At 70.3% G+C, this 24,328-nt stretch carries 19 protein-coding genes; 16 read left to right on the top strand and 3 right to left on the bottom strand.

Features of this window, described 5'->3' with window-relative positions; all coding sequences use genetic code 11:
* The first annotated feature begins 17 nt into the window (after window positions 1-17).
* From ABZY45_RS34120 to ABZY45_RS34070, 11 genes are all read left to right on the top strand, one after another.
* Complete coding sequence (locus ABZY45_RS34120; protein ID WP_356746139.1) at window positions 18-6,053, top strand: amino acid adenylation domain-containing protein; 6,036 nt, start codon at window positions 18-20, stop codon at window positions 6,051-6,053.
* 221 nt (window positions 6,054-6,274) lie between these two features.
* Window positions 6,275-7,540 carry an enterochelin esterase gene (fes, locus tag ABZY45_RS34115; protein WP_356746138.1) on the top strand — a complete coding sequence of 422 codons (1,266 nt, stop codon included), beginning with the start codon at window positions 6,275-6,277 and terminating at the stop codon, window positions 7,538-7,540.
* A gap of 64 nt (window positions 7,541-7,604) precedes the next feature.
* Window positions 7,605-8,726 (top strand): 3-isopropylmalate dehydrogenase, encoded by a 1,122-nt coding sequence (gene leuB, locus ABZY45_RS34110; RefSeq protein ID WP_356746137.1) that lies wholly within the window; start codon window positions 7,605-7,607, stop codon window positions 8,724-8,726.
* Between the two features lie 61 nt (window positions 8,727-8,787).
* Window positions 8,788-10,230, top strand: coding sequence for a pyridoxal phosphate-dependent aminotransferase (locus tag ABZY45_RS34105; protein WP_356746136.1), 1,443 nt, complete (start codon window positions 8,788-8,790; stop codon window positions 10,228-10,230).
* Window positions 10,231-10,282: 52 nt separating this feature from the next.
* Complete coding sequence (locus tag ABZY45_RS34100) at window positions 10,283-11,662, top strand: hypothetical protein (RefSeq protein ID WP_356746135.1); 1,380 nt, start codon at window positions 10,283-10,285, stop codon at window positions 11,660-11,662.
* A 147-nt stretch (window positions 11,663-11,809) separates the two neighbouring features.
* Entirely contained in the window at window positions 11,810-13,213 is a 1,404-nt protein-coding gene (leuC, locus tag ABZY45_RS34095; RefSeq protein WP_356746134.1) for a 3-isopropylmalate dehydratase large subunit, read from the top strand.
* Between the two features lie 25 nt (window positions 13,214-13,238).
* Window positions 13,239-13,853, top strand: a complete 615-nt coding sequence (gene leuD, locus ABZY45_RS34090; RefSeq protein WP_356746133.1) for a 3-isopropylmalate dehydratase small subunit — start codon at window positions 13,239-13,241, stop codon at window positions 13,851-13,853.
* Window positions 13,854-13,953: 100 nt separating this feature from the next.
* On the top strand, window positions 13,954-14,154 hold the full coding sequence (locus ABZY45_RS34085) for an MbtH family NRPS accessory protein (RefSeq protein WP_356746132.1): 201 nt from the start codon (window positions 13,954-13,956) through the stop codon (window positions 14,152-14,154).
* A gap of 40 nt (window positions 14,155-14,194) precedes the next feature.
* Window positions 14,195-14,548 carry a hypothetical protein gene (locus ABZY45_RS34080; RefSeq protein WP_356746131.1) on the top strand — a complete coding sequence of 118 codons (354 nt, stop codon included), beginning with the start codon at window positions 14,195-14,197 and terminating at the stop codon, window positions 14,546-14,548.
* 159 nt (window positions 14,549-14,707) lie between these two features.
* Window positions 14,708-15,325 carry a TOPRIM nucleotidyl transferase/hydrolase domain-containing protein gene (locus ABZY45_RS34075; protein ID WP_356746130.1) on the top strand — a complete coding sequence of 206 codons (618 nt, stop codon included), beginning with the start codon at window positions 14,708-14,710 and terminating at the stop codon, window positions 15,323-15,325.
* A gap of 224 nt (window positions 15,326-15,549) precedes the next feature.
* On the top strand, window positions 15,550-15,699 hold the full coding sequence (locus ABZY45_RS34070) for an SCO1431 family membrane protein (protein WP_145812495.1): 150 nt from the start codon (window positions 15,550-15,552) through the stop codon (window positions 15,697-15,699).
* A gap of 95 nt (window positions 15,700-15,794) precedes the next feature.
* Here the strand turns inward: ABZY45_RS34070 and ABZY45_RS34065 are convergent, their stop codons facing one another.
* Complete coding sequence (locus ABZY45_RS34065) at window positions 15,795-17,060, bottom strand: glycoside hydrolase family 18 protein (protein ID WP_356746129.1); 1,266 nt, start codon at window positions 17,058-17,060, stop codon at window positions 15,795-15,797.
* Window positions 17,061-17,411: 351 nt separating this feature from the next.
* Here ABZY45_RS34065 and ABZY45_RS34060 point away from each other — a divergent pair, with 351 nt between their 5' ends.
* The gene (locus ABZY45_RS34060; RefSeq protein WP_356746128.1) at window positions 17,412-18,593 is read left to right on the top strand and encodes an acyl-CoA dehydrogenase family protein; all 1,182 of its coding nucleotides are present in this window, start codon (window positions 17,412-17,414) and stop codon (window positions 18,591-18,593) included.
* A gap of 413 nt (window positions 18,594-19,006) precedes the next feature.
* Here ABZY45_RS34060 and ABZY45_RS34055 read toward each other — a convergent pair whose 3' ends face one another.
* Complete coding sequence (locus tag ABZY45_RS34055) at window positions 19,007-19,417, bottom strand: hypothetical protein (protein ID WP_356746127.1); 411 nt, start codon at window positions 19,415-19,417, stop codon at window positions 19,007-19,009.
* Between the two features lie 203 nt (window positions 19,418-19,620).
* On the opposite strand from ABZY45_RS34055, the gene ABZY45_RS34050 reads away from it, so the two are divergent.
* The 4 genes from ABZY45_RS34050 (at window position 19,621) to fxsA (ending at window position 23,739) form a co-directional block, all read left to right on the top strand.
* Window positions 19,621-20,061 carry an Lrp/AsnC family transcriptional regulator gene (locus tag ABZY45_RS34050; protein ID WP_014157449.1) on the top strand — a complete coding sequence of 147 codons (441 nt, stop codon included), beginning with the start codon at window positions 19,621-19,623 and terminating at the stop codon, window positions 20,059-20,061.
* A 79-nt stretch (window positions 20,062-20,140) separates the two neighbouring features.
* Entirely contained in the window at window positions 20,141-21,781 is a 1,641-nt protein-coding gene (locus ABZY45_RS34045) for an amidohydrolase (RefSeq protein WP_356746126.1), read from the top strand.
* A 535-nt stretch (window positions 21,782-22,316) separates the two neighbouring features.
* Entirely contained in the window at window positions 22,317-23,084 is a 768-nt protein-coding gene (locus ABZY45_RS34040) for a polyprenol monophosphomannose synthase (RefSeq protein ID WP_356746125.1), read from the top strand.
* 55 nt (window positions 23,085-23,139) lie between these two features.
* The gene (gene fxsA, locus ABZY45_RS34035; protein ID WP_356746124.1) at window positions 23,140-23,739 is read left to right on the top strand and encodes an FxsA family membrane protein; all 600 of its coding nucleotides are present in this window, start codon (window positions 23,140-23,142) and stop codon (window positions 23,737-23,739) included.
* 147 nt (window positions 23,740-23,886) lie between these two features.
* On the opposite strand, the gene ABZY45_RS34030 is transcribed toward fxsA, so the two are convergent.
* A complete protein-coding gene (locus ABZY45_RS34030) occupies window positions 23,887-24,261 on the bottom strand; it encodes an RNA polymerase-binding protein RbpA (RefSeq protein WP_014044757.1) in 375 nt (124 codons plus the stop codon).
* Window positions 24,262-24,328: the final 67 nt, after the last annotated feature.

Genomic DNA, 24,328 nt, shown 5'->3' with positions numbered 1-24,328 from the left:
ACGCCCCGCAGTGGCGGATGCTCCTGGCCCGCGTCGCCGACGACCGCCACGAGCTGGTCTGGTCCGCGCACCACACCATCCTGGACGGCTGGAGCATCAGCCTCATCCTCCAGGAGGCCGCCGCCTGGTACGGCGCGCTCTCCCAGGGAGGCCGACTGGAGCGGACGCCCGCGCGCCCCTACCGTGACTACGTCTCCTGGCTCCAGGAACAGGACCTCGAACAGGCCGAACGGTACTGGCGCGACACCCTGCACGGCATCGACGAGGCGACCGTCCCCAACCTCGGCAAGCCGCCGGCCGCCCCGGACGGCGGCCCGGGCGACCCTGCCCCGTACGCCTGGGCCGAGGCATTCCTCGACGAGACGGAGACCGCGGCCCTGCAGGAATTCGCGCAGCGGAACAGGCTCACCCTGAACACCGTCCTCCAGGGCTGCTGGGCACTCCTGCTCGGCCGCTACGCCCGAACGGACGACGTGGTCTTCGGCACGGTGGTCTCCGGGCGGCCCGCCGACGTCGAGGACGTCGAGAACATGTCCGGGCTCTTCATCAACACGCTCCCGCTCCGGGTCAGGCTCCCCGGAGACAGCCTTGTCCTCGACTGGCTCCAGGACCTCCAGCAGCAGAACCTGAGCATGCGCCAGTACGAGTACAGCCCTCTGGGCCTGGTCCAGCAGTGGAGCGGGATGCCCGCGGGCACACCCCTGTTCGAGAGCCTGTTCGTCTTCGAGAACTACCCCGAAGGGGAGGGGCCCGAGGGCTCCCTGCGCTTCGAAGCGCTCGGCTCGCAGGAGCAGACGCACTATCCGCTCAACACCGCCATCACCCTGGGCGAGCGGATCGGCATCAGCATCCTCCACGACACGCGCCGCTTCGCCACACCGGCGGTGGAGGCCATGACGGGGCACCTGCGGCAGATCTGCCACGCGCTGGTGAGCGAACCGCGGCAGAGCCTTGCCGAGGTGAGCCTGCTCACGGACCACGAGCGGGACCGGGCCCTGGGGGAGTGGAGCACCGACAGCACCTCCCCCCTCGAACCCGTACTCCTGCACACCCTCGTCGAGGCGCAGACACGCGCCACCCCGGACTCGGTCGCCGTGGTCCACGAGGACGGGCATCTCACCTACGCCGAGCTGGACCGCCGCGCCAACCAGCTGGCCCACTGGCTCCAGGACCGGGGGGTCGGCCCCGACGTACTGGTCGGACTCTGCCTCGACCGTTCACTGGAAGGCGTCGTGGGCCTCCTGGGCATCCTCAAGGCCGGCGGGGCGTACGTCCCGGTCGACCCGAGGTACCCCCTCGACCGCATGAGCTACGTAGTGGAGGACGCACGGCTGCGACTGATGCTCACCCAGTCGCACCTGACGGACCGGCTGCCCGGCGGAGACCTGGAGACACTCTGTCTGGACACCGCCATGCCCTCACTCGCGGACCGGCCGGACACGCCTCCCGCGACCCCGGTGACCGCGGAGAACCTGGCGTACATCATCTACACCTCGGGCTCCACGGGGCGGCCCAAGGGCGTCATGGTGGCTCACCGGTGCGTCCAGCACATCGTGCCGTGGATACGCGACAACCCGTGCTTCGACCGGCGGCAGAACGTCCTGCAGGTCGCCTCCACCAGCTTCGACTTCTCCGTGTGGGAGATCCTCCTTCCGCTGGTGACCGGCGGTACGCTGCACATCCCGGCCGCCGGACTGCGCATGATCGGCACCGACCTCCAGGAGATCCTTGCCGAACGGGCCATCGAGAGCCTGAACTTCACCCCCGGCGCCCTCGCCACCCTTCCGACGGACGACCCGCTCCCGCACCTGCGCACCCTGGTGGTCGGCGGTGAGGCGTACTCGCCGGACCTCATCCGTACCTGGGCGCCGGGCCGTACGTTCTTCAACGTCTACGGGCCGACCGAGACCACGGTCTTCGCCACCGGGGGCCGCACCGACGAGCACCTGGACGTCCTCCACATGGGACGGCCGATCACCAACGTGCGGTTCTACGTGCTCGACCCCTACATGCGGCCCGTTCCCGTCGGAGTGCCCGGGGAACTGCACATAGGCGGCGCGGGCGTGACCCGCGGCTACATGAACCGGCCGGACCTGACCGCCGAGTACTTCGTCGCCGACCCGTTCGGGGACGAACCGGGCGGCAGGCTCTACCGAAGCGGTGACCTCGTCCGTTATCTGCCGGACGGAACCGTCGAGTTCGTCGAGCGTGTCGACACACAGGTCAAGATCCGGGGCTTCCGCATCGAGCTCGGCGAGATCGAGGCGGTGCTCGATCAACATCCCCTGGTGGACCGGTGCGCCGTGCTCGCCGTCCCGGAGGGGCAGGGAAGACGCCTGGTCGCCTATGTGGTGCCCGACGGCCTGTCTCCCCAGCCCGCAGAGCCCCAGGAGACGCTCCGGGCGCATCTGCGGGAGCAGCTGCCCGCCTACATGGTGCCCTCCGCCTTCGTTTTCCTGGGTGAACTGCCCCTCAACGCCAACGGCAAGCTGAACCGGCGAGCGCTGCCGCAGCCCGAGGACGGCCCCGTGCGGGCACTGCCGGCGGACGCGGTCCCGAGGACCGGGACCGAGGCCCGGCTCGCCGAGATCTGGGAAGAGGTGCTGGGCCACAGCCCCGTCGGTGTGCTCGACGACTTCTTCGTCCTGGGCGGGCACTCGCTGCTCGCGGTGAAGGTCGCCGCCCGCGTCCGCCAGACCTTCGGCGTCGACCTCCCCGTCCGCGTCCTCTTCGAACAGCCGGCCCTCGCCCAGGTCGCGGCGGAACTGGACACGCTCATGGAGGAGCAGCAGCCGTACCCCGTGGTCCCCCTGCGGCCCGTACCCCGTGACGAGCCCGTCCCGGCCACCTTCGACCAGCAGCGGCTCTGGTACATGGACCGCCTGCACCCGGACAGCTCGCTGTACACCGTCGGATGGCTGCTCCACAGGCCCACGGCCCTGGACCCCGTCCGGATCCGGCGCGCGCTGGAGGAGCTGCTCGCCCGCCACGAGATCCTGCGCACCACGTTCCGGGAGAGCGGCGGGCGGGTGTGGCAGGAGATCGCCGCGACCGGGACCGTGTCCCTCACCGAGGCGGACCTGACCGCGACCGCGCCCGAGGGGTGCCACGAGCAGGTCCGGGCCGCCACCCGGGAGCTCTGGACACAGACGTTCGACCTGACCGCCGGACCGCTCTTCCGTACTCTGCTCGTACGCCTTCCAGGCGACGAGACACTCCTCGCCTTCAGCGCACATCACGCGGTCTTCGACGGCTACTCCGTCGGTCTCCTCAACGACGAACTGCTCAGGATCCACGACGCGTCCGGCCCCGAGGGGCCGCCGATGCCGGCCCTTCCGTCCCTCCAGTTCGCCGACTACGCGGTGTGGCAGCAGCAGTGGCTGGAGGAGGAGCGGCTCCAGCCGCACCTGCGGTACTGGAAGGAGCAGCTGGCCGACGCGCCCGCACTCATATCGCTGCCGACCGACCGCCCCCGCCCTGCGGTCCAGGACTTCCGGGGCGCCAACCTCAGCCGCACCCTGCCGGCGGAGCTCGTCGAGCAGGTCGGGAAGCTCGCGGCCGGCCACCGGACCACGGACTTCGTGGTGCTGCTGAGTGCCTTCGCCACCCTGCTCGCGCACTACAGCGGCCAGGACAAGGTGGTGATCGGGGTGCCGGTCGCCAACCGCAGCCGCATCGAGACCGAGCCGCTCATCGGCTTCCTCGTCAACACCGTCGCGCTCTGCGTCGACTTCGAGGGGCAGCCGGGCTTCTCGGACGTCGTCACCCAGGTCCGCTGGAAGCTCCTGGAGGCACAGAGCCGTCAGGAGGTGCCCTTCGACCGCATCGTCGAGGAGCTGAAGCCCGAGCGCAGCCTCAGCTACAGCCCGGTCTTCCAGGTGATGTTCACCGGTCTGGACAAGCTCTTCGACGAACCGTCCGGTTCGCAGGAGCAGCAGCCCGCCTGGATGCACGACGTGACCGGGGACGGCATCGGCGTCGCCAAGTTCGACCTGGGCATCAGCATCCAGCGGCGCGACGACGACCTCCGGTACACCTTCGAGTACAGCACCAGCCTGTTCGAACGCGACACGGTGGCCGGGATGGGCGAGCACCTGCGCACGCTCCTCGAAGCCGCCCTGGCACGGCCGGACACACCTGTCCACCGTCTTCCGCTCATGCCCGCCGCCACGCGGTCACGGATCCTGGAGGAGCGGAATGCCACCCAGGACCCGGAGGCCCTGCGCCCCGTCGTCCTCCACCAGCTCTTCACCGAGCAGGTGCGCCGCACGCCCGACCGCATCGCCCTGTCCTACGAGGACGAGCAGCTGAGCTACACCGCGCTGGACCGGCGGGTGAACCGGCTGGCACGGACGCTGCGGGACCTCGGTGTGGGCCCGGAGTCCCGGGTGGGTGTGTGCATGCACCGCTCACTGGACCTGGTGACCGGTCTGCTGGCCGTCCTGCGGGCGGGCGGTGCCTATGTCCCGCTGGACCCGGACCACCCGGCCGACCGGCTCTCGTACATGGCCGAGGACTCCAGGGTGGCGTTCGTCCTGGTGCAGCCCGGGACCGTGGACAGGGTGGACTTCCTGGCGGAGCGGGGGGTCCGGCTGATCGAACTCGGCGGGGACGACGCCTCCTGGCTCGACGCACGCCCCGATCCCCTGGACGTCGAGGTGAGCCCGGACGGTCTGGCCTACGTCATCTACACCTCCGGATCCACAGGGCGCCCCAAGGGCGTGATGCTGTCGCACCGGGGCATCTGCAACCGGCTCCTCTGGATGCAGGACACCTACGGGCTGCGCGGACACGAACGCGTCCTGCAGAAGACCCCGTACAGCTTCGACGTGTCGGTCTGGGAGTTCTTCTGGCCCCTGATCACCGGAGCGCACCTGCACCTCGCCCGGCCCGAGGGGCACCGGGACCCCGCCTACCTGGCCGAGCTCATCGAGGAGCAGGGCATAGGCGTACTCCACTTCGTCCCCTCGATGCTGCAGGCGTTCCTGCGGCAGGAGACGGTGTCCCGGTACTGCTCCGGGCTGCGTCATGTCGTGTGCAGCGGAGAGGCCCTGCCGCCCGAGGTACAGGAGCAGTTCCACCTGGCACTGCCGCAGAGCGGGCTGCACAACCTCTACGGCCCCACCGAGGCGTCCGTCGACGTCAGCTTCTGGGAGTGCCGGCCCACCCCGGGGGCGACCACCGTGCCGATCGGCCGTCCGGTGGCCAACACGCAGCTGTACATCCTGAACGAGGCGATGGAGCCGGTGCCCGACGGAGTGATCGGTGAACTCCACATCGGGGGCGTGCAGCTGGCCCGCGGATATCTGGGACGCCCGGACCTGACCGCCGAACGGTTCGTCGCCAACCCCTTCGGGCCGGGCCGGCTCTACGCCACCGGCGACCTCGCCCGGTACCGGAGCGGCGGGGTCATCGAATACGCGGGACGCAAGGACCACCAGGTCAAGATCCGCGGCTACCGCATCGAGATCGAGGAGATCGAGGCAGTCCTGACCGACCATCCGGCCGTCCTGGCCTGCCTCGTCGTGGTGCACGAGGTCACGCCGGCGGACAAGCGGCTGACGGCCTTCCTCACCTCGCGGGACGGACAGGAACCACCCCAGGAGGAGCTGCGGACGCACCTGCTGGAACGGCTTCCGGAGTACATGGTGCCCACCTACTTCGTGCATCTGGACGCCTTCCCGCTCACCGCCAACGGAAAGGCCGACCGGAAGGCCCTGCCCGACCTGTCCGGCATCGTGCGGCAGGCACGCGCGGGGGAGGGCTACGTGGCACCGCACACCGGGACCGAAGAGACCCTGGCGGAGCTCTGGGCCCGGCTCCTGGAGCTCGAACGGGTCGGCGTCGAGGACGACTTCTTCGCGCTCGGCGGCCACTCCCTGCTGGTGGCCTCCATGGCCACGGAGGTCCAGGAGAGGTGGGGCATCCAGCTCATGCTCACCACCGTCTTCCAGAACCGGACCGTCGCCGCGCTCGCCCGGATCATCGACCGGAGCGTCGAAGAGGGCGACGAGGACGAACTGGACGCGGCGGAACTCTTCGACCTGCTCTGACGGCCGCCGGGGCGGGCCCGGCCCCGCACGCCGCGTGCACCCGTACACGCCGTGCACCCCTGTCCCGGCCCGCCGCACGGCACTTCGCGCACCTCGTACACCGACGCCTGCCACAGCCTCGTACGCCTCGCAGGGAAACGCACGCCTTGTACACCCCGCACAGCGCCTCGTACGCCCCGCACAGCCACGCACGCCTCGCACGTCGCTAAGGAGACCAGACAGTGTTCGCTGCGGAGACCACCCTGACCAGTCCACGGATCGCCCACGTGGCGAAGGCCGTCAAGGCGGGCGACGACCAGGCTCTCGATGCCTTCTGGAAGGAGACGGCGGAGTCCGGTTCCCCGCTGATGGAACAGGTCGGGGACGACGACTCCCGGACCCTGGTCACCTTTCTGTGGCGGGACCCCGGAGACACCGAGAACGTCGTGGTGCTCTTCTGCAGCGCACCCGGCGGCGACTTCGGCGAGTTCCGGATGGAGCACCTGCCCGGCACCGACCTCTGGTACCGCTCGTACTTCCTGCCCTCCCGGCTCCGGACCACCTATCTGTACTCGGTCAACAACTCCATGGTCCCTTTCGCCTCCTACGCGGAGGTGCTCCAGCGCCTGTCCGAGTACCGGCCCGATCCGCTGAACCCGCGTGACTACACGCTCATGGGCAACCCGCACGAGTTCAAGGTGTCGGTGCTCGAACTCCCCCAGGCCCCGAAGCAGCCGTGGAACCTGTCGCGCCGCGGGGTCCCCAAGGGGACGAGCCGCATGCACACCATGGACAGCACCCACCTCGGGACCCGCCACCACATCACCGTGCACGTTCCCCCCGGTTACTCCGCCGAGGGCGCCGACTACAACGTCTTCGTCCTCTTCGACGGATGGTCCTACTACAACTTCGCGGCCATCACGACCGTGCTGGACAACCTCCTGTACGCCGGTGGAATCCCCCCGTACGTCCTGGTCATGCACACCAACGAGGACCAGGAGGTACGGGCCCGGGAACTGCCCTGCCACGAGCCCTTCAGCGCGTTCCTGGACGAAGAGCTCATGCCATGGGTGCACGCGAACTACCACGTCACCGACGACCCCGCCCGCACGGTCGTCGGAGGCTCCTGCTTCGGCGGCCTCGCGGCTGCGTACGCGGCCTTCCGTAACCCCACTCGGTTCGGCAACGTCATATCCCAGTCGGGGTCGTTCTGGTGGCCGGGGAAAGGCGTGCCCGAGCGGGAAGAGGAATGGCTCACCCGGCAGTTCGAGAACAGCCCCAGGCTTCCCCTTCGCTTTTCCATGGACATCGGAAGCCTGGAGCGCGCGATCGTCGACTACGACCCGATGACGACGCATCAGAACATGCGTGACGTCCTCGTGGACAAGGGTTACGAGGTCGATTACCAGGAATACCTGGGAGGTCACGACATGATCTGCTGGCGCGGCACGATCGTGGAACGCCTTCTTTCCTTCCACCCCCGCCCCAGGAAGGAATCGACCCGGTGACGGAGACATCGCATCGAATTCAGTCGTGCATGAGAACCACATCCGTCCCAGAAAGGTGAGTCCAATGAGCAAGGCAACGATCGCGGTGCTTCCGGGAGACGGAGTGGGGCCGGAGGTGACCGCCTGCGCACTCGACGTGCTCGCCGTCGTGGAGGAAAGGTACCGCCACTCCTTCACGTTCCACGAGGGCCTCGTCGGCCTGGACGCCATCCGGGCCGAGGGGACGGCCATCTCCGACAGCACCTTCGAGACCTGCGCCCACAGCGACGCCGTCCTCTTCGGCGCGGTCGGAAGTCTGCCCGCGGGGCAGGCCCGGGCGGACGGCCCCCGGCCGGAGCAGGCACTGTTCCGCCTCCGCAAGGAGCTCGGCCTCTTCGCCAACCTGCGGCCGGTGCACCCCTTCGAGCCGCTGTACGGCGCGTCGAGCCTGAAGCCGGAGCACCTCAAGGGCACCGACATGATCTTCGTACGGGAGCTCTCGGCCGGCCTCTACTACGGGCGGCTGGAATCCGTGCCGGGCAAGCCCAGCGAGATCCGCCGCACGGCGGCAAGGACCGAGGCCGTCGACACCCTTCTCTACACCGAGGAGGAGATCGAGCGGGTGGTGCGGGCGGCCTTCGAGATCGCGGAGGCCCGGGCGTCCAGGCTCACCTCGGTCGACAAGGCCAACGTGCTGAGCTCCTCGGTCCTCTGGCGGGAGGTCGTCGAACGTGTCGCCGCCGACCACCCGTCGGTGGCCTGGGAGCACATGCTCGTCGACACCTGCGCCATGCGTCTGGTCAGGACACCTGCCGACTTCGACGTCATCGTCACCGAGAACCTGTTCGGCGACATCCTCACCGACGAGGCCGCCATGCTGACCGGCTCCATCGGCATGCTGCCGTCGGCGAGTCTCGGATCCCGGCGCACCGCGTCCGGCATGTTCGGCCTCTACGAACCCGTCCACGGCTCCGCGCCCGACATCGCGGGCCGCGACATGGCCAACCCGGTGGGCGCGGTCCTGTCCGCCGCCCTCCTGCTGCGCCACTCCCTCGGCCTGGACCAGGAGGCGGCTGCCGTCGAGGCCGCCGTGGAACACGTCGTCCGGGACGGCTGCCGGACGGTGGACATCGCCGAGGCGGGCCACGCGGCCGTCGGGACCCGCGAGATGGGCCGGCGCATCGTGGACCGGCTCCGGCGGACCTGACACCGCCCCCCTTCCCGAGCCCCCGCAGACGCGCTCAACGACACACGAAGGTCGTCCAGCCATGAGGTCAGAGAGTCACCCGCAGGACCCGCCGGGTCTCGCGGAGCAGCGCATGCTCGTACGCCGGGCCCGCGGCGAGATGGTCCGGCGTCACAGGGCCCGCCCCACGTACGGCGCCGAACCGCCGATCCGGGTCATGGCGCGTCTCGTCGACGACCTGGAACGGGAGTGCGCCCAGCGGCGGTTCGACCCGGCCGCCACCCGCCTGGAGATCGTCAACCGGACGATCGGCGACGTCAACGTCCGCCGCATCACCGAGTGCGAGGGGGACGAGGGCGGCGCCCGCGACTACCGGACGCTCGGTGACGAGCTGGGCATCGCCCTGCCCGGCGAGGACCTCAACGGCTACATCGCCTCCGGCAAGGGCTACCTCTGGCTGCGCGAGGAGATGATGGCGACCGAGCGGCAGCTCCTGGAGTCCGGCTACGACCCCCGGGTCTATGACATCCAGGGCGTGGGGAACCCGGTGCTGCGCGGCCTGCTGGCCCAGGACATGCGGGCCTGGGGAGTGGAGGCCACCGACGAGAACGTGGCCCTCGGGCTCGGCGCGACGGACTGCATCGACAAGATCCTGCGCGGTCTCGCCCACTTCGCCCGGCTGCGCTCCGAAGCACCCGGAGCGGTGCTCTTCGCGGCACCCGGCTTCAACATGCCCGAACTCCAGGCCGAGGCCTACGGCTTCCGGCTGCACCGGGTCACCACGCGGGCCGAGGACGGGTTCAGGCTCACCGCCGGCCTCCTCACCCGCAACCTGGAGGACAACCCGGACATCGGGGTGCTCTACCTGACGGTGACGAACAACCCGACGACGCTCGCGTACTCGCCCGAGGAGCTCTCGGCCGTGATGGACGTCGTGCGCCGCTTCACCCGGCGCGGGCGCCGCCTGCACGTCCTGGCGGATCTCGCGTACGTCGGGACGGGGCGGCCCGCCGACGACCGTGCCCGTATGCGCAGTCTCGCCTCGGCCACCGACGTGGCCGAGGCGATGATCTACGTGAACAGCTTCTCCAAGACCTACACCCTCACCGGGGACCGCTTCGGCTGGGCGGTCTTCGGGGACGCGGCGTTCTCCGTCGCGATGCGGTCGAGCTGGATGAGCAGCATCAGCTGTCTGCCCGGTGAATGGCAGCTCAGATTCATGGCCTATCACTCGCTCTTCCGCCGGAATCCGCAGTTGATCGAGAAGATCCGGGGACTCTACCGCCTGCGCCGCGCCCGTCTGCGGGCCCAGTTGCAGCGGTTCGACGAAGAGCACCGGCTCTTCGAACACATCCATGTCGACGACGACACCACCATCTACAACTGGAGCCGGCTCAGAGCCGGTGAGGACGCATTCTCCGTTCTGGAGAAGACCGGAATAGCCGGGATTCCCGGCACGACCTTCGGCTATTCCGACGACTACATCCGGTTCTCGGTCGGCATTCTTCCGGTCGCACCGGAGTGAAGGCAGCACACCACCGGAACGGCCGAATTCCAGACAACGAAGGCGAGGAACCATGCAGAAGGAAACGGGATACGCGAAGACGGACATCACCGGTCTCGACATCGCGGTCAACTTCAACTGGAACTGCGACGAGAGCCCCCTCTCCGCCGTGCCCCAGGGCATTCCCGGTGAGCCGCTCGCGGAGCAGGTGGCCAGGACGCAGATCCTTTCGGAGTGCCTGCGCGACGGTCTCCAGGGCATACCCGGCTACCCGGGCGTCGACGAGATGATGCGGTACCTGCACCTGCTGGACGCCTTCGGCATCACCTGTGCGACGGTCGGCATCTACCCGGGCGAGGCCAACAGACTCAGCGCGACCATGAAGCAGCTGCTGGCGCGCATGAGGGACGAACTCCCCCGCATGGTGCCCTCCGTGCTCTCCATGTGTACGGAGGAGTCCCTGCGGTGGACCGTCGAGTGCAAGGACGTCCACCCGGGGCTCGAGGCCGTCGTCTTCATGGGCAGCGCCCCTTCCCGAAGGCTCGTCCAGGGCTGGGACCTCAACTTCATCCTGCACGGGCTGGAGACCTTCATCAAGAAGACCGTGGACAGGGGCATCCCGGTCATCGCGGGCACCGAGCACACGAGCCAGACCTCGCCGGAGGATCTGCGCGCCATCACCCGCGTCCAGGTGGAGAGCGGCGCGTACACCGTGGCCATGGCCGACACCATCGGTGTCATCCGGCCGCTCGGCACGTACCGGCTGGTGCGCTTCGTCCGCGACGAGCTCGACGCCCTCCACATGCCCGGCATCCGGCTGGACTGGCACGGTCACCGCGACACGGGGAACGCCCTCGGCAACGCGATGGCGGCGGTCGCGGCCGGCGCGGACCGCGTGCATGTGGTCTCGCGCGGTGTCGGTGAGCGCTCCGGCAACGCCTCCCTGGAGGAGGTCGTGCTGAACTTCGCCGCCATCGAGGAGGAGGCCGGCCTGCCCGTCTCGTGGGACATGCCGCAACTGCTCCGGCTGATCACCTTCTACGAGGAGATGGTCGGTGTCAGCACACCGGAGCACGGGGTGCTGGGGAAGCGGTACAGCCACACCTCGTCCGGCATCCACACCGACGCCATCCTCAAGGCCCACCACCTGGCGGACCGGGCCCGCGACGCCGGCGACAAGAAGCTGGAGCACTCACTGCGGGAGATGTCCCGCACGGTGTACTCCGCGGTCGACCCGGCAGCCGTCGGAGGTGTCCCCTCCGTGTCGGTCAGCCCGTGGAGCGGCGGGAGCTCCGTGAAGCTGGCCTACATGGCGAGTGGGGGCGACCTCAGGGACCTGTCCCAGGAGACCGTCGAGAGCCTGCTGGCCCGCGCGGGCGAGCTGGGCCGCGAACTGACCTCCGAGGAACTCGCGGAGGGCTTCGCGAAGACACATGCCCGTCACGGCTCCTGAGCGCGAGCCGTGCGGCGTACGCGCCGCGCCGCCGGGATCCGGCCCTCCGGTGTACGCGCGCAGCGGCACGCGGACGCCGGCCGGTCCCAGCCGTTCCCTCCGCCAGGTCTCCCCGGCGGCACGCACCCATGAGGAGAGAAGCGCACGATGCCACAGACGATGTTCGAGAAGATCTGGGACGCGCACACGGTGCGCGACGAGCCCGGTGAGATACCGATGCTGTACATCGACCGGCACCTCACCCACGAGGCGACCTCGCCGCAGGCCTTCGCCGGACTGCGGGAGCGCGGTCTCCCCGTCCACCGTCCCGACAGCGTGGTCGCGGTCATCGACCACAACGTCCCCACCATGCCGGGCCGCCGTCTCATCGACGTGGTCGACAGCCAGAGCGTCCTGTGCATCGAGACGATGGAGGACAACGCCCGCGAGTTCGGGGTGCGGCTGCTCGGCATGAACGACGCCGACCAGGGGATCGTGCACGTCGTCGGGCCGGAGCTGGGGCTCTCGTTGCCCGGGATGACCGTGGTGTGCGGTGACTCCCACACCTCGACGCACGGTGCCCTCGGCATCTTCGCGGTGGGCATCGGCACCAGCGAGGTGGAACACGTCCTGGCCACCCAGTGTCTGCTCCAGCAGAAGCCACGCACGATGAACATCAGGATCGAGGGGACGCCGGCCCCGGGGGTCACCGCCAAGGACATCGCGCTGTTCGTCATCCGCAGCCTGGGCACGGACGCCGGAACCAACCACGTCATCGAGTTCAGCGGAGCGGCGGTCCGTGCCCTGACGGTCGAGGGCCGCATGACGCTCTGCAACATGGCGATCGAGGCCGGCGCCCGGGCCGGCATGGTCGCCCCCGACGACGTCACCGTCGAGTACGTGCGCGGGCGCCGCTTCGCTCCCCAGGGGGAGCTCTTCGAGAGGGCCGCCGAGCACTGGAAGCAGCTCGCCGGCGACCCCGGCGCGCGGTTCGACACGGAGTACGAGCTCGACATCGCCCCCCTCGTTCCGCAGGTCACCTGGGGTACGGACCCGGGGATGGTCGCCGACGTGACGGGCACCGTGCCCGACCCGGCCGGCGAGAGCGACCCCGTGACGCGGGCGGGCATGGAACGCGCCCTGGAGTACATGGGTCTGCACGCCGGCCAGCGCGTCCAGGACATCACGGTGGACACCGTCTTCATCGGCTCCTGCACCAACTCGCGGCTGGAGGACCTCCGGCTCGCGGCCCGGTACGCCGCCGGCCGGCGGGTCGCCGAGGGAACCCGGGCCATCGTCGTCCCCGGCTCGATGAACGTACGCCGGCAGGCCGAGGAGGAAGGGCTGGCGGACATCTTCCGCGAGGCCGGCTTCGAATGGCGCGAGGCGGGATGCAGCATGTGCATCGCCATGAACGGGGACCGGCTCGCTCCCGGCGAGCGCTGCGCGTCCACCAGCAACCGCAACTTCGAGGGGCGCCAGGGCCGCGGGGGCCGCACCCACCTCGTCAGCCCGGTGACCGCGGTGGCCGCGGCCGTGACGGGCCGCTTCGCCGACGTCCGTGACCTCTGAACACACGCGCAGGGAGAAGAACCCCGTGGAGAAATTCATCACGCACGAAGGCATCGCGGTGGCGATGATGCGGTCCAACGTCAACACGGACGACATCATCCCGGCCAGGTTCCTCAAGTCGATCAGCCGCACCGGTTTCGCCGACCACCTCTTCGCCAACTGGCGCTATCTGGAGGACGGGGTCACGCCCGACCCGGACTTCCCCCTCAACGAGCCGGGGAAGGAGGGCGCCGGGATCCTGGTCGCGGGGGAGAACTTCGGCTGCGGTTCCTCCCGTGAACACGCGCCCTGGTCGCTGCGGGAGTTCGGCATCCGCTGCATCATCGCCCCCAGCTTCGCTGACATCTTCCACAACAACTGCTTCAACAGCAGCATCCTTCCGGTGGCCCTGAAGGCCCGGGAGGTCGACGAGATCTGCGAGGCACTGGCGACGGCCTCGTCGCCGACCCTGCACATCGATCTCCCGGCCCAGACCGTGACGACCGCCGACGGACGGTCCTTCGCCTTCGGCATCGACCCGTTCAAGAAGAACTCGATGATGGAGGGCCTCGACAACATCGGCTGGTCCCTCTCCCACCGTGACCAGATCCGCGCCTACGAAGAGCGCCGCAGGCAGGAAGCGCCCTGGCTCTTCGCCTGAGCGGTCCGCGCCCGGCGTTCGCAGCCCGGCCCCGCGCACGGGCCCGGTGACCCGTCCCTGACAGCAGACGAACGTTCCTGACAGCAGAGGAAGCAGAGCGATGGAAGAGAACCGCATGAAGGTCCTGGTCAACGACGAGGACCAGTACTCGCTGTGGCCGACGTACCTCGACGTTCCCGCCGGATGGAGAGAGACGGAGATGACCGGCTCGAAGGAGGAGTGTCTGGCCTACGTGAAGGACGTGTGGGTCGACATGCGCCCCCGGAGCCTGCGCCTCCAGATGGAGCGGACAACCGGCTGACCGGCCCGATCACCTGACCTGACAGCATTCCGTACCAGTCATGGAGGAAGCACTCATGGACGAGCTCGTCGAGCGTCTCTCCAAGGAAGGGCAGAAGGTCGTCGTCGGCGGCCCCGCGCCCTCGCACGCGGAGTTCCGGCGACGCCTGGTCGACAGGGGTTACGTCTTCGTCAAGTTCCCTGATTCCGGGGGGTCCACGGATCTCGGTGTCCGGGTGGACGGGGCGGCCACGGAGCTCGGCGACGCCGACTTCGCGCAGGGGACCGGACGCGTGCACATCGAGGGGACGCTCACCCTCAACTACGTGAAGGTCCGTTGCGTGGCCGACATCGACCTCACGTCGCTCAGCGGCAGCGGCCACCTGGTGGCCGTCGAGCCCGCACCCGTGCCGTGACCCCGGACGGCGGGCGGGCACGGGCCCGCCCGCCGTCCTCCACCGGCCTGGCCCGGATCCGCGCAGGCCGCGCATCCGGCACCTGCCCGGCCTCACCGTGACCGGCCCTCGGCGGAAATGCGCTTCCGCCGAAGGCGGGAGGGGGCGCAGACTCGCCCCATGACTGACATGGGGGCGTTCAGGGACGCGGTCGTCGCATGGGCGGCCCACGGCCCCGGCGACCAGGCACGCCAACTGGCCGCGCGCCTGGACGTACGGACGGCCGTCCTGCTGGAAGGGCCGAGCGATGTCGCCGCTGTCGACGCGCTGGCACAGAGCCGGGGCCGTGACCTGGCGGCCGAGGGAATCTGTGTCCTGCCGATGGGCGGTGCCATGAGCATCGCCCGCTTCGCCCACATCCTGGGGCCCCCAGGCCTCGGCCTCCGGCTCACCGGGCTGTGCGACGAGGCGGAGTACCCCTACTACGCCCGTGGTCTCGCCCGGGCCGGAGCGGCGGAGCAGGGGTTCTTCGTCTGCGCGGCGGACCTGGAGGACGAACTCATCCGCGCGCTCGGTCCGGAGCGGGTGGAGGAGCTCGTCCGGGCCGAGGGCGACCTGCGCGCCCTGCAGACCTTCCTGCGCCAGCCGGCGCAGCGGGGCCGCACGTCGCAACAGCAGCTGCGGCGCTTTTTCGGTACGAAGAAGGGGCGCAAGATCCACTACGGCCGGGTCCTCGTCGAGGCCCTCGGCACCGACCGGGCGCCGGCCCTGCTCGACGGCCTCCTCGCGGACCTCTGACGGCCGACGGTCAGGCCGGCTTCGGGGTATGGCGTAGCGCACATGACGAGGGGGCGCAGTACCGTCCCCGCCCCGGAACCCGGCGGGGACACGGGCGGACGGGCCTTGGGCGTCCCAGCAGCAGCCGGTCGCTGTGACCCGCGTCTCTACCGCGCCGGCGCCTGCGCTGGCACTGTGGTCGGGTCACGGGGGGATGCCACGACCGACCGACCGAGCGAGATGCCATGACCGCGACCGCAGCCGAGAAGACCACCCATGCCCGCCGTGCCCGGACCGGCGGACCCGAGGACGGGCCGAAGATCCTCGAGCACATCCTCGGCTGGACGCTCGTCGTCGTACTGGCCATGTTCGTCACGCAGGCCGGGCTGATGTGAGCTGACCTGCGTCGGCCCCTCACGACGGGTGGGGTGAGGCGCCCGCCCGGCACCCCACCCCTGACCCGCCCTGTGACGCGTCTACCCCGCCTGCGTCAGTTGATGGCCTTGATGAGCTCGCCATCCGTCGTGTCGCCGCTGAGCTCCCAGAAGAAGGTGCCCCCCAGGCCCTGCTGGTTCTTGTAGTCCATCTTCGTGGTGATGGTGGCCGGCGTGTCGTAGCTCCACCAGTCCGTGCCGCAGTGGGCGTACGCCGTGCCCGCGACCGTGCCCGTCGCAGGGCAGCTGTTCTTCAGCACCTTGTAGTCCTCGATGCCCGCCTCGTACGTCCCCGGCGCCGCACCCGTCGCCGTGCCGCCGGGCTCCGGCTGTGTGACGCCGGTCCAGCCCCGCCCGTAGAAGCCGATGCCCAGCAGCAGCTTCTCCGCCGGGATGCCCAGCCCCTTGAGCTTGGAGATCGCCGCGTCGCTGTTGAACCCCTCCGAGGGGATGCCCGGGTAGGAGGTCAGCGGAGAGTGCGGAGCCGTCGGCCCCTGCGCGGCGAACGCGCCGAAGAAGTCGTACGTCATCGGGTTGTACCAGTCGAGGTACTGCGCCGCCCCTGCGTAGTCCACGGCGTCGATCTTGCCGCCGTCGGAGCCGTCGGCGGTGATCGCCGAGGTGATCAGATTGCCGGTGCCGAACTTCGCCCGCAGTGCCGACAGCAGGTTGCCGTAGGCGTCACGTCCGCTGGTGTCGCAGGTCAGACCGCAGGTGTTCGGGTACTCCCAGTCGATGTCGATGCCGTCGAAGACGTCGGCCCAGCGTGGGTCCTCGACCAGGTCGTAGCAGGAAGCGGCAAACGCCGCCGGGTTCTGCGCGGCCTCGGCGAAGCCGCCGGACCAGCTCCAGCCGCCGAAGGACCAGATGACCTTCAGGTCGGGGTGGAGCTTCTTCAGCTTGCGCAACTGGTTGAAGTTGCCCCGCAGTTCCTGGTCCCAGGTGTCCGCGACGCCGTCCACCGACTGCTCCGCCGTGTAGGCCTTCTCGTAGTCGGCGTAGCTGTCCCCGATGGTGCACTTGCCGCCCTGGACGTTGCCGAAGGCGTAGTTGATGTGGGTGAGCTTGTCGGCCGATCCCGAGGTCTCGATGTCCTTGACGTGGTAATCGCGCTGGTAGACACCCCAGTTGGTGAAGTATCCGACCACTTTGTCACCCGCCGCGGTCGGGGCGGCTCCGGAGACGGCCGGTGTGGAGGCGGTGGGGGCCGCGCCTGCCGGGGATGTGCCGGCGACGCCGAGCAGGGCGGCGCCGAGTGCGGCGGTACAGACGGTCGCGGCGAGCGCCTTGAGGCGGGCGCGGGGACGGTGAAGTCCGGTCATTGTGGCTCCTCGTGGGGGAGGGCTGGTCGTGGGGGGTGCCGCCCGGTCCACCTGGAAGTTGGCATGGACGCGATGAGGCATTGGGGGAGACCGTAGAAGGACTAGACCAGTTGGGTCAATGGTTCGGACCAATTTCGCTGATCACCGGCATGAGGACCCGGTGACGGACGCGCTCCGATCGGGCATACTGCGACGCGCCACAGCCGCTGGCCAGCGCCTCCCGTGATCCGGGAAGGCAGGATCGGCTGAGGAACCGTAGATTTTTCCGGGCAGTGCCCGGGACGACCCGGCGGTGCCGCGCACACCCCGCGCGTGACCGCCGCAACGCCCGACAGGGAGGAGAGCGCCGTCATGTCCGACCGTGCCCCGCAGCCGGTGGAACGCCGTCTGCCCACCGAGGAGTCCCGGCAGCTCGTCGAGCTCGTCGAGCTCGTACGCGACATCGTGTCGAAGGAGATCGCTCCCCGGGCGGCGGAGGAGGAGGAAGCGGGCGTCTTTCCCCGCGCGGTCTTCACCCTGCTCTCCGAAGCGGGCCTGCTCGGCCTGCCGTACGACTCCGCGCACGGAGGCGGTGACCAGCCGTACGAGGTCTACCTCCAGGTCCTGGAGGAGCTCGCGGCCGCCCGGCTCACCGTCGGGCTCGGCGTCAGCGTCCACTCGCTGGCCTGTCACGCGCTCGCGGGCTACGGCACCGAGGAGCAACGGGCCGCGCACCTCCCCGCGATGCTCTCCGGCGGGCTGCTCGGCGCCTACTGCCTCTCGGAGCCCGCCTCCGGCTCCGATGCCGCCTCGCTGCGCACCAAGGCCGTACGGGACGGCGAGGACTGGGTGCTCACGGGCACCAAGGCGTGGATCACGCACGGCGGCGTCGCCGACTTCTACACCGTGCTGGCCCGCACAGGGGAAGAGGGTCCTCGCGGCATCACCGCGTTCCTCGTCCCCGGCGGCGCCGACGGGCTCAACGCCGCCGCGCCAGAGAAGAAGATGGGCATGAAGGGCTCGCCCACGGCCCAGCTCCACTTCGACGGTGTGAGGATCCCCGGCGACAGGCGCATCGGCGAGGAGGGGCAGGGCTTCGCCATCGCCCTGTCCGCGCTCGACTCGGGCCGGCTGGGAATCGCCGCCTGCGCCGTCGGTGTCGCCCAGGCGGCCCTGGACGAGGCGGTCGGATACGCCACGGGGCGACGCCAGTTCGGCCGCCCCGTCGCCGACTTCCAGGGGCTGCGCTTCATGCTCGCCGACATGGCCACCCGGATCGAGGCGGGCCGGGCGCTCTACCTGGAAGCGGCGAGGCTCCGTGACGCCGGCCTGCCGTTCTCGCGGCAGGCCGCGATGGCGAAGCTGTTCTGCACCGATGCGGCCATGCGGGTGACCACCGACGCGGTGCAGGTGCTCGGGGGCTACGGCTACACCCTCGACTTCCCCGTCGAACGGCTGATGCGCGAGGCCAAGGTGCTCCAGATCGTCGAGGGCACCAATCAGATCCAGCGCATGGTCATCGCCCGTCACCTCGCGGGTCCCGAGACGCGCTGACCCGGATCGGCCGGTCGGACCGGACGGGCGTCGTCATGATCCGGTTCCATTCCTGATCGTGGTGACCCGGCATGGTCCGGCCGGTGCTCTCCCAATGGCGCAGCATGGCGCGGTAGATAGGCGGATCGGTGGTGTGCGGCACGGCCTGGCGTGCGGACTCCCGGCTCGGCTGTCCGGGCTGCGGAACCGATTCTCCGGCTGTCGGGGCGGCGAGGCGGCGCCTGACGTGGCCGACCGTCGGATGCGGGGTGGTCATACAGAACCAACGCCCGTACGGGGCCCGGGGTCACTGTCCGGCCGATTCGCGCGCCCGTTCCTCGGGTGCCCGGTCACCGGCCGTCCGGTGAACTGTCGGCACCACGCCGGACCGGCCGTCGTGGTGCGCGCAGAGGTGGTGTGCGGTCCGTGGGACCTCAGGCGGCCTGGCGCCGGGTCTGCGGCATGTACCGCCGGGGGCGCGAGCCGGGACCGCCGGCGTGCGAGAAGGGCTGCGTCCGCCAGTCGAGCCCCTGGGGCAGCGTCAACAGCAGCGCCGTTTCCTGCTCCTGGGCCTCGAGCGTCTCGTCCGCCGGGCGTGCGAGGGAGGCGTCACGGGCTGTGCCGGGGCACACGGTGAGCACGAACGGATTCCACGGCGTCGGGCAGAGCGCGTGCTCGGGAAGCACGTCCTCGTCCGCCAGCAGGGCGATCGGCTGGGTGCAGTCCGGGCAGATCACCCGGTACATCTCGAATGTGTCGTACGCGTCGGGAACACTGTCCTCGTCCGGTGCCGCGAATGCGTCGGGCTCCGGTTCGGTACGTCCGGTGAGCTTCAGGCTCTGCATGGGATTTCCCCCCTCGGGTGGGCCGGCAAGCCGCCACGGCCCCGGCCACAGCAAGCACTTCCCGCCCGGGGTCAGCCGTAATCGCGAGGTCGTCGGCTACCCACCCGTAAACATGTGGCATTCGTCACACGTCCCTCGAACGTGCCCTTTCCGGAGGGCCCACGACTGTGCCTGGAGGGACCCGGGGCCATAGGTTGATCCGCATGGAGGAGCTGGACCGTCAAATCGTGGAGTTGCTCGTCAAGGACGGGCGGATGAGCTACACCGACCTGGGCAAGGCCACGGGCCTGTCCACGTCGGCCGTTCATCAGCGCGTCCGCCGGCTGGAGCAGCGCGGGGTGATCCGTGGCTACGCCGCGGTCGTCGACCCCGAAGCCGTCGGCCTGCCCCTCACCGCGTTCATCTCGGTGAAACCCTTCGATCCGAGCGCACCCGACGACATCGCCGAACGGCTCGCCGGGGTGCCCGAGCTGGAGGCCTGCCACAGTGTCGCGGGCGACGAGAACTACATCCTGAAGGTGCGGGTCTCCAGCCCTCTGGAGCTGGAACACCTGCTGACCCGGATCCGCACGCTGGCAGGGGTCTCCACGCGTACGACCGTCGTCCTGTCCACGCCGTACGAGGCACGTCCGCCCCGCGTCTGAGAGGCCCCGCCGTGCGCCGCGAACCGGCGGGGGAGGGGGCGCGGGCGAAGGGGCCCCGGGCAGGCGGGAGACTGGTCCCATGACCGAGAGCACCGCCCCCCAGAGCGAACACCGCACCGTGCTGCTGCGCGGTGGAGACGTCCACAGCCCCGCCGATCCGTTCGCCACCGCGATGGTCGTCGAACGCGGCCATGTCGCATGGGTGGGTTCGGAGGGGGCGGCCGACGCCTTCGCGAGCGGAGTCGACGAGGTGATCGACCTGGAGGGGGCTCTGGTCACCCCGGCCTTCACCGACTCCCACGTCCACACCACGTCGACCGGGCTCGCCCTCACCGGCCTGGACCTCTCCGGCGCGCGCACGCTCACCGAGGCCCTCGGGCTCGTCCGCGCCTTCGCGGACGGCCACCCGGCGCTCGGCGTGATCCTGGGCCACGGATGGGACGCCGCCCGCTGGCCCGGGCAGCGGCCCCCCTCGCGCGCCGAACTCGACGAGGCGGCAGGCGGCCGCGCGGTCTACCTGCCCCGTGTCGACGTCCACTCCGCCGTCGTCACCTCGGCACTGCTGGACCTCGTCCCCGGCGTCACCGCGATGGACGGCTACCACCCGGACGCCCCGCTGACCGGCGACGCCCACCACGCCGTCCGCGCGGCCGCCCACCGTGCCGTCACACCGCGGCAGCGGACCGATGCCCAGCGCGCCGCCCTCGCCCGGGCCGCCTCGCTCGGCATCGGCACCGTGCACGAGTGCGCGGGCCCCGAGATCTCGGACGAGGACGACTTCACCGGCCTGCTCGAACTCGCCGCCCAGGAGCCGGGCCCCCGGGTCTTCGGCTACTGGGCGGAGCACATCGAGGACGAGAAGGGCGCCCAGCGGGTCCGCGAGCTCGGCGCCATCGGCGCGGCCGGCGACCTCTTCGTCGACGGCTCGCTGGGCTCGCACACCGCCCTCCTGCACGAGCCGTACGCCGACGCCCCGCACACCGGCAGTGCGCGGCTCGACGCCGGCCGCATCGCCGCGCACGTGACGGCGTGCACCGAAGCCGGGCTGCAGGCGGGTTTCCACGCCATCGGCGACGCGGCGGTCTCCGCCGTCGTCGCCGGCGTCAGGGCCGCGTCCGAGACGCTCGGACTCGCCCGGGTCCGGGCCGCCAGGCACCGGGTCGAGCACGCCGAGATGCTTACCCCGGAGACCGTCGCGGCCTTCGCGGAACTCGGCCTCACCGCCTCCGTCCAGCCCGCCTTCGACGCGGCCTGGGGCGGCCCCGACGGCATGTACGCACAGCGCCTCGGTGCGGAGCGCGCGGCGACCCTCAACCCCTACGCCGCCCTGCTGCGCGCCGGTGTGCCGCTCGCGTTCGGCTCGGACAGCCCCGTCACGGCGCTGGACCCGTGGGGGACCGTGCGGGCCGCGGCCCATCACCGCACCCCGGAGCACCGCATCTCCGTACGCGCCGGTTTCACCGCCCACACCCGGGGCGGCTGGCGTGCCGTGGGCCGTGACGACGCAGGTGTGCTCGTGCCGGGCGCCCCCGCCGACTACGCCGTCTGGCGTACCGGCGAACTGCTGGTGCAGGCGCCCGACGACAGGGTGGCGCGCTGGTCCACCGACCCTCGCTCCGGCACCCCCGGCCTGCCGGATCTCACCCCGGGCGCGGAGCTTCCGGTCTGCCTGCGCACGGTGGTCCGCGGGCGAACCGTCCACGTGAGGCCGAACGAGTGACGTCGCGATCTTCCTTACCGCCGATCGTAGGCGCGGAGACTCTGCCGCGACCTGGGAGTCCTCCCCGCTGACCAGGCACTTTCCGATGAAACCGCAGGTCGGGCGACTGTTGACAGAAAGCGCCCACGGGCCGGTAGGTTCGGCCGGGTCCACCACTGGACGTCCGACCGGTCAGACCTCCACGCAGTCGTCGAACGCCGCTGGGTCACGGGGTGGTGTGCCGCACCGGTGCACCACAACTGGCAGCCAGGTTCAGCGCTCGCGCCTCGGGGGCGACGGAAGGTTTCGGCTGGGCGGTAGGTGTGACCCGGGTGGGGCCCGGAGGTTCAGTAGACAACGGCCTTCGGCCGACCCGCAGCCGGCGGGTCCCAGGGTCGGCCCGAAGGACACCGGGCCCCGACCCGCAGTGCTGTCCTTCTGTCCGTAGTTCCACGCTTCTGTCCACGCGTGCCGCGCCACCCCGTGACCGCGTCGGAGTCCTGCCGTGGTGCGCTGGATATGGTGTGCACCTGCGTACGGACTTTAAGGGGCAGTAGTGAACGACGGCGGTCAGAGGCAGTTCGGCCCGCTCGGCAGAGTCTTGGTGATCATCCCGACCTACAACGAGGCCGAGAACGTCAAGCTGATCGTCGCCCGGGTGCGCGCCGCCGTTCCGGAAGCCGACATCCTCATCGCCGACGACAACAGCCCCGACGGCACCGGCAAGGTCGCCGACGAGCTCGCGGCCGGCGACGGCCAGGTGCACGTCCTGCACCGCAAGGGCAAGGAAGGGCTCGGCGCCGCCTACCTGGCCGGCTTCCGCTGGGGCTCCGAGCACGGCTACGGCGTCCTGGTCGAGATGGACGCCGACGGCTCGCACCAGCCCGAGGAACTGCCCAGGCTCCTCACCGCCCTGAAGGGGGCCGACCTGGTCCTCGGCTCCCGCTGGGTGCCCGGCGGCCGGGTCGTCAACTGGCCCAGGCACCGCGAGATGATCTCGCGCGGCGGCAGCCTCTACTCCCGGATGCTGCTCGGCCTCTCCGTCCGCGACGTGACCGGCGGCTACCGCGCCTTCCGTACGCCCACGCTGGAGGGTCTGGGCCTCGACGAGGTCGCCTCCCAGGGCTACTGCTTCCAGGTCGACCTCGCCCGGCGCGCGGTCGAGGCCGGTTACCACGTCGTCGAGGTGCCGATCACCTTCATGGAGCGCGAGATCGGCGACTCCAAGATGAGCCGGGACATCCTCGTCGAGGCACTGTGGCGGGTCACCGGCTGGGGCATCTCCGGCCGGGCCAACAAGGTGCTGGGCCGCAAGAGCTCCTGAGGGCCATGATCACCCCCTTACGCCGCTCGCACGCGCGTACAGGCACACTGGGGGCATGACGACCGGCACACCGCCTCCCAACCGTCCACGGCGCTCACGCGCCCGCACCCTCCTGCCGCTGGGCGTCGCCGCCTGGCTGGTGCTGGAGATCTGGCTGCTGACGCTGGTGGCCGGCGCGGCGAACGGTTTCACCGTGCTGCTGATCCTTGTGGCCGGCGCCGTGCTCGGTGCCGCGGTGATCAAGCGGGCGGGCCGCCGGGCCTTCCGCACGCTCACCGAGACCCTCCAGCAGATGCCGGGGCAGCCCGGCGCTTCCACCGGCCCCGCCGTGGCGCCCACAGAAGGCAAGGGCAACGGGTTCCTGATGCTCGGCGGCCTGCTCCTGATGATCCCCGGCATGATCTCCGACGCGGCGGGGCTCCTGCTCCTGCTGCCTCCCGTCCGCTCCGTCCTCAGCCGCTACGCCGAGCGCTCGCTGGAGCGGCGCATGCGCGCGGCGGCGCCAGGCGGTTTCTCGGACGCCTTCCAGCAGGCCCGTATCCACCGCCCCGACGGCAAGGTCGTCCAGGGCGAGGTCATCCGCGAGGACGGCTCACCCGCACGCTCCGAGGAGGGGCCGGGCGTGGACCGTCCGCGCCCGCCGCTGACCGGCTGACGCGGCTCCGGAGCCCGGGGCGCGGCCTGCGCGGCACAGCGACCGCGGCACGGACTCCCGAGCACGAGGCACGGACGCACGAAGAGCCGCGGGCCGTGACACAGGATCTGTGTCACGGCCCGCGGCTCGATCAGTGCGGAGATGCGGTCAGGCAGACTTCCTGCTGTCCCGCGGGTGCACGGCGATGTTCATGGCTCCGGAGCGCAGAACCGCCAGCCTCTCGGCCAGCACCTCCTCCAGCTCCTCGCGGGTGCGCCGCTCCATGAGCATGTCCCAGTGCGTGCGCGCCGGCTTGCCCTTCTTCTCCTCGGGGCCATCCCCGTCCACCAGGAGTGCCGTGGCGCCGCACGCCTTGCACTCCCACTCCGGCGGAATTTCCGCCTCTACCGAGAACGGCATCTCAAATCGATGTCCGTTCGGGCATGCGTACTCCACCGCCTGGCGCGGGGCCAGATCGATGCCGCGGTCCGTCTCGTAGCTGGTAACCACGAGTCGCGTGCCGCGGAGAGCTCGCTCACTCATGAATCGTGCCTCCCGGGCTTGTCGCCCACAGGACAAATGTCGCTGTCGTCGTCATCCGGTCAACGTC

Origin of the sequence: Streptomyces sp. NPDC006516, from assembly GCF_040611875.1 — a bacterium.
Lineage (GTDB): Bacteria > Actinomycetota > Actinomycetes > Streptomycetales > Streptomycetaceae > Streptomyces.
The sequence above is the reverse complement of the archived record's forward strand: the minus strand, read 5'-3'. Positions and strand labels throughout refer to the sequence as shown.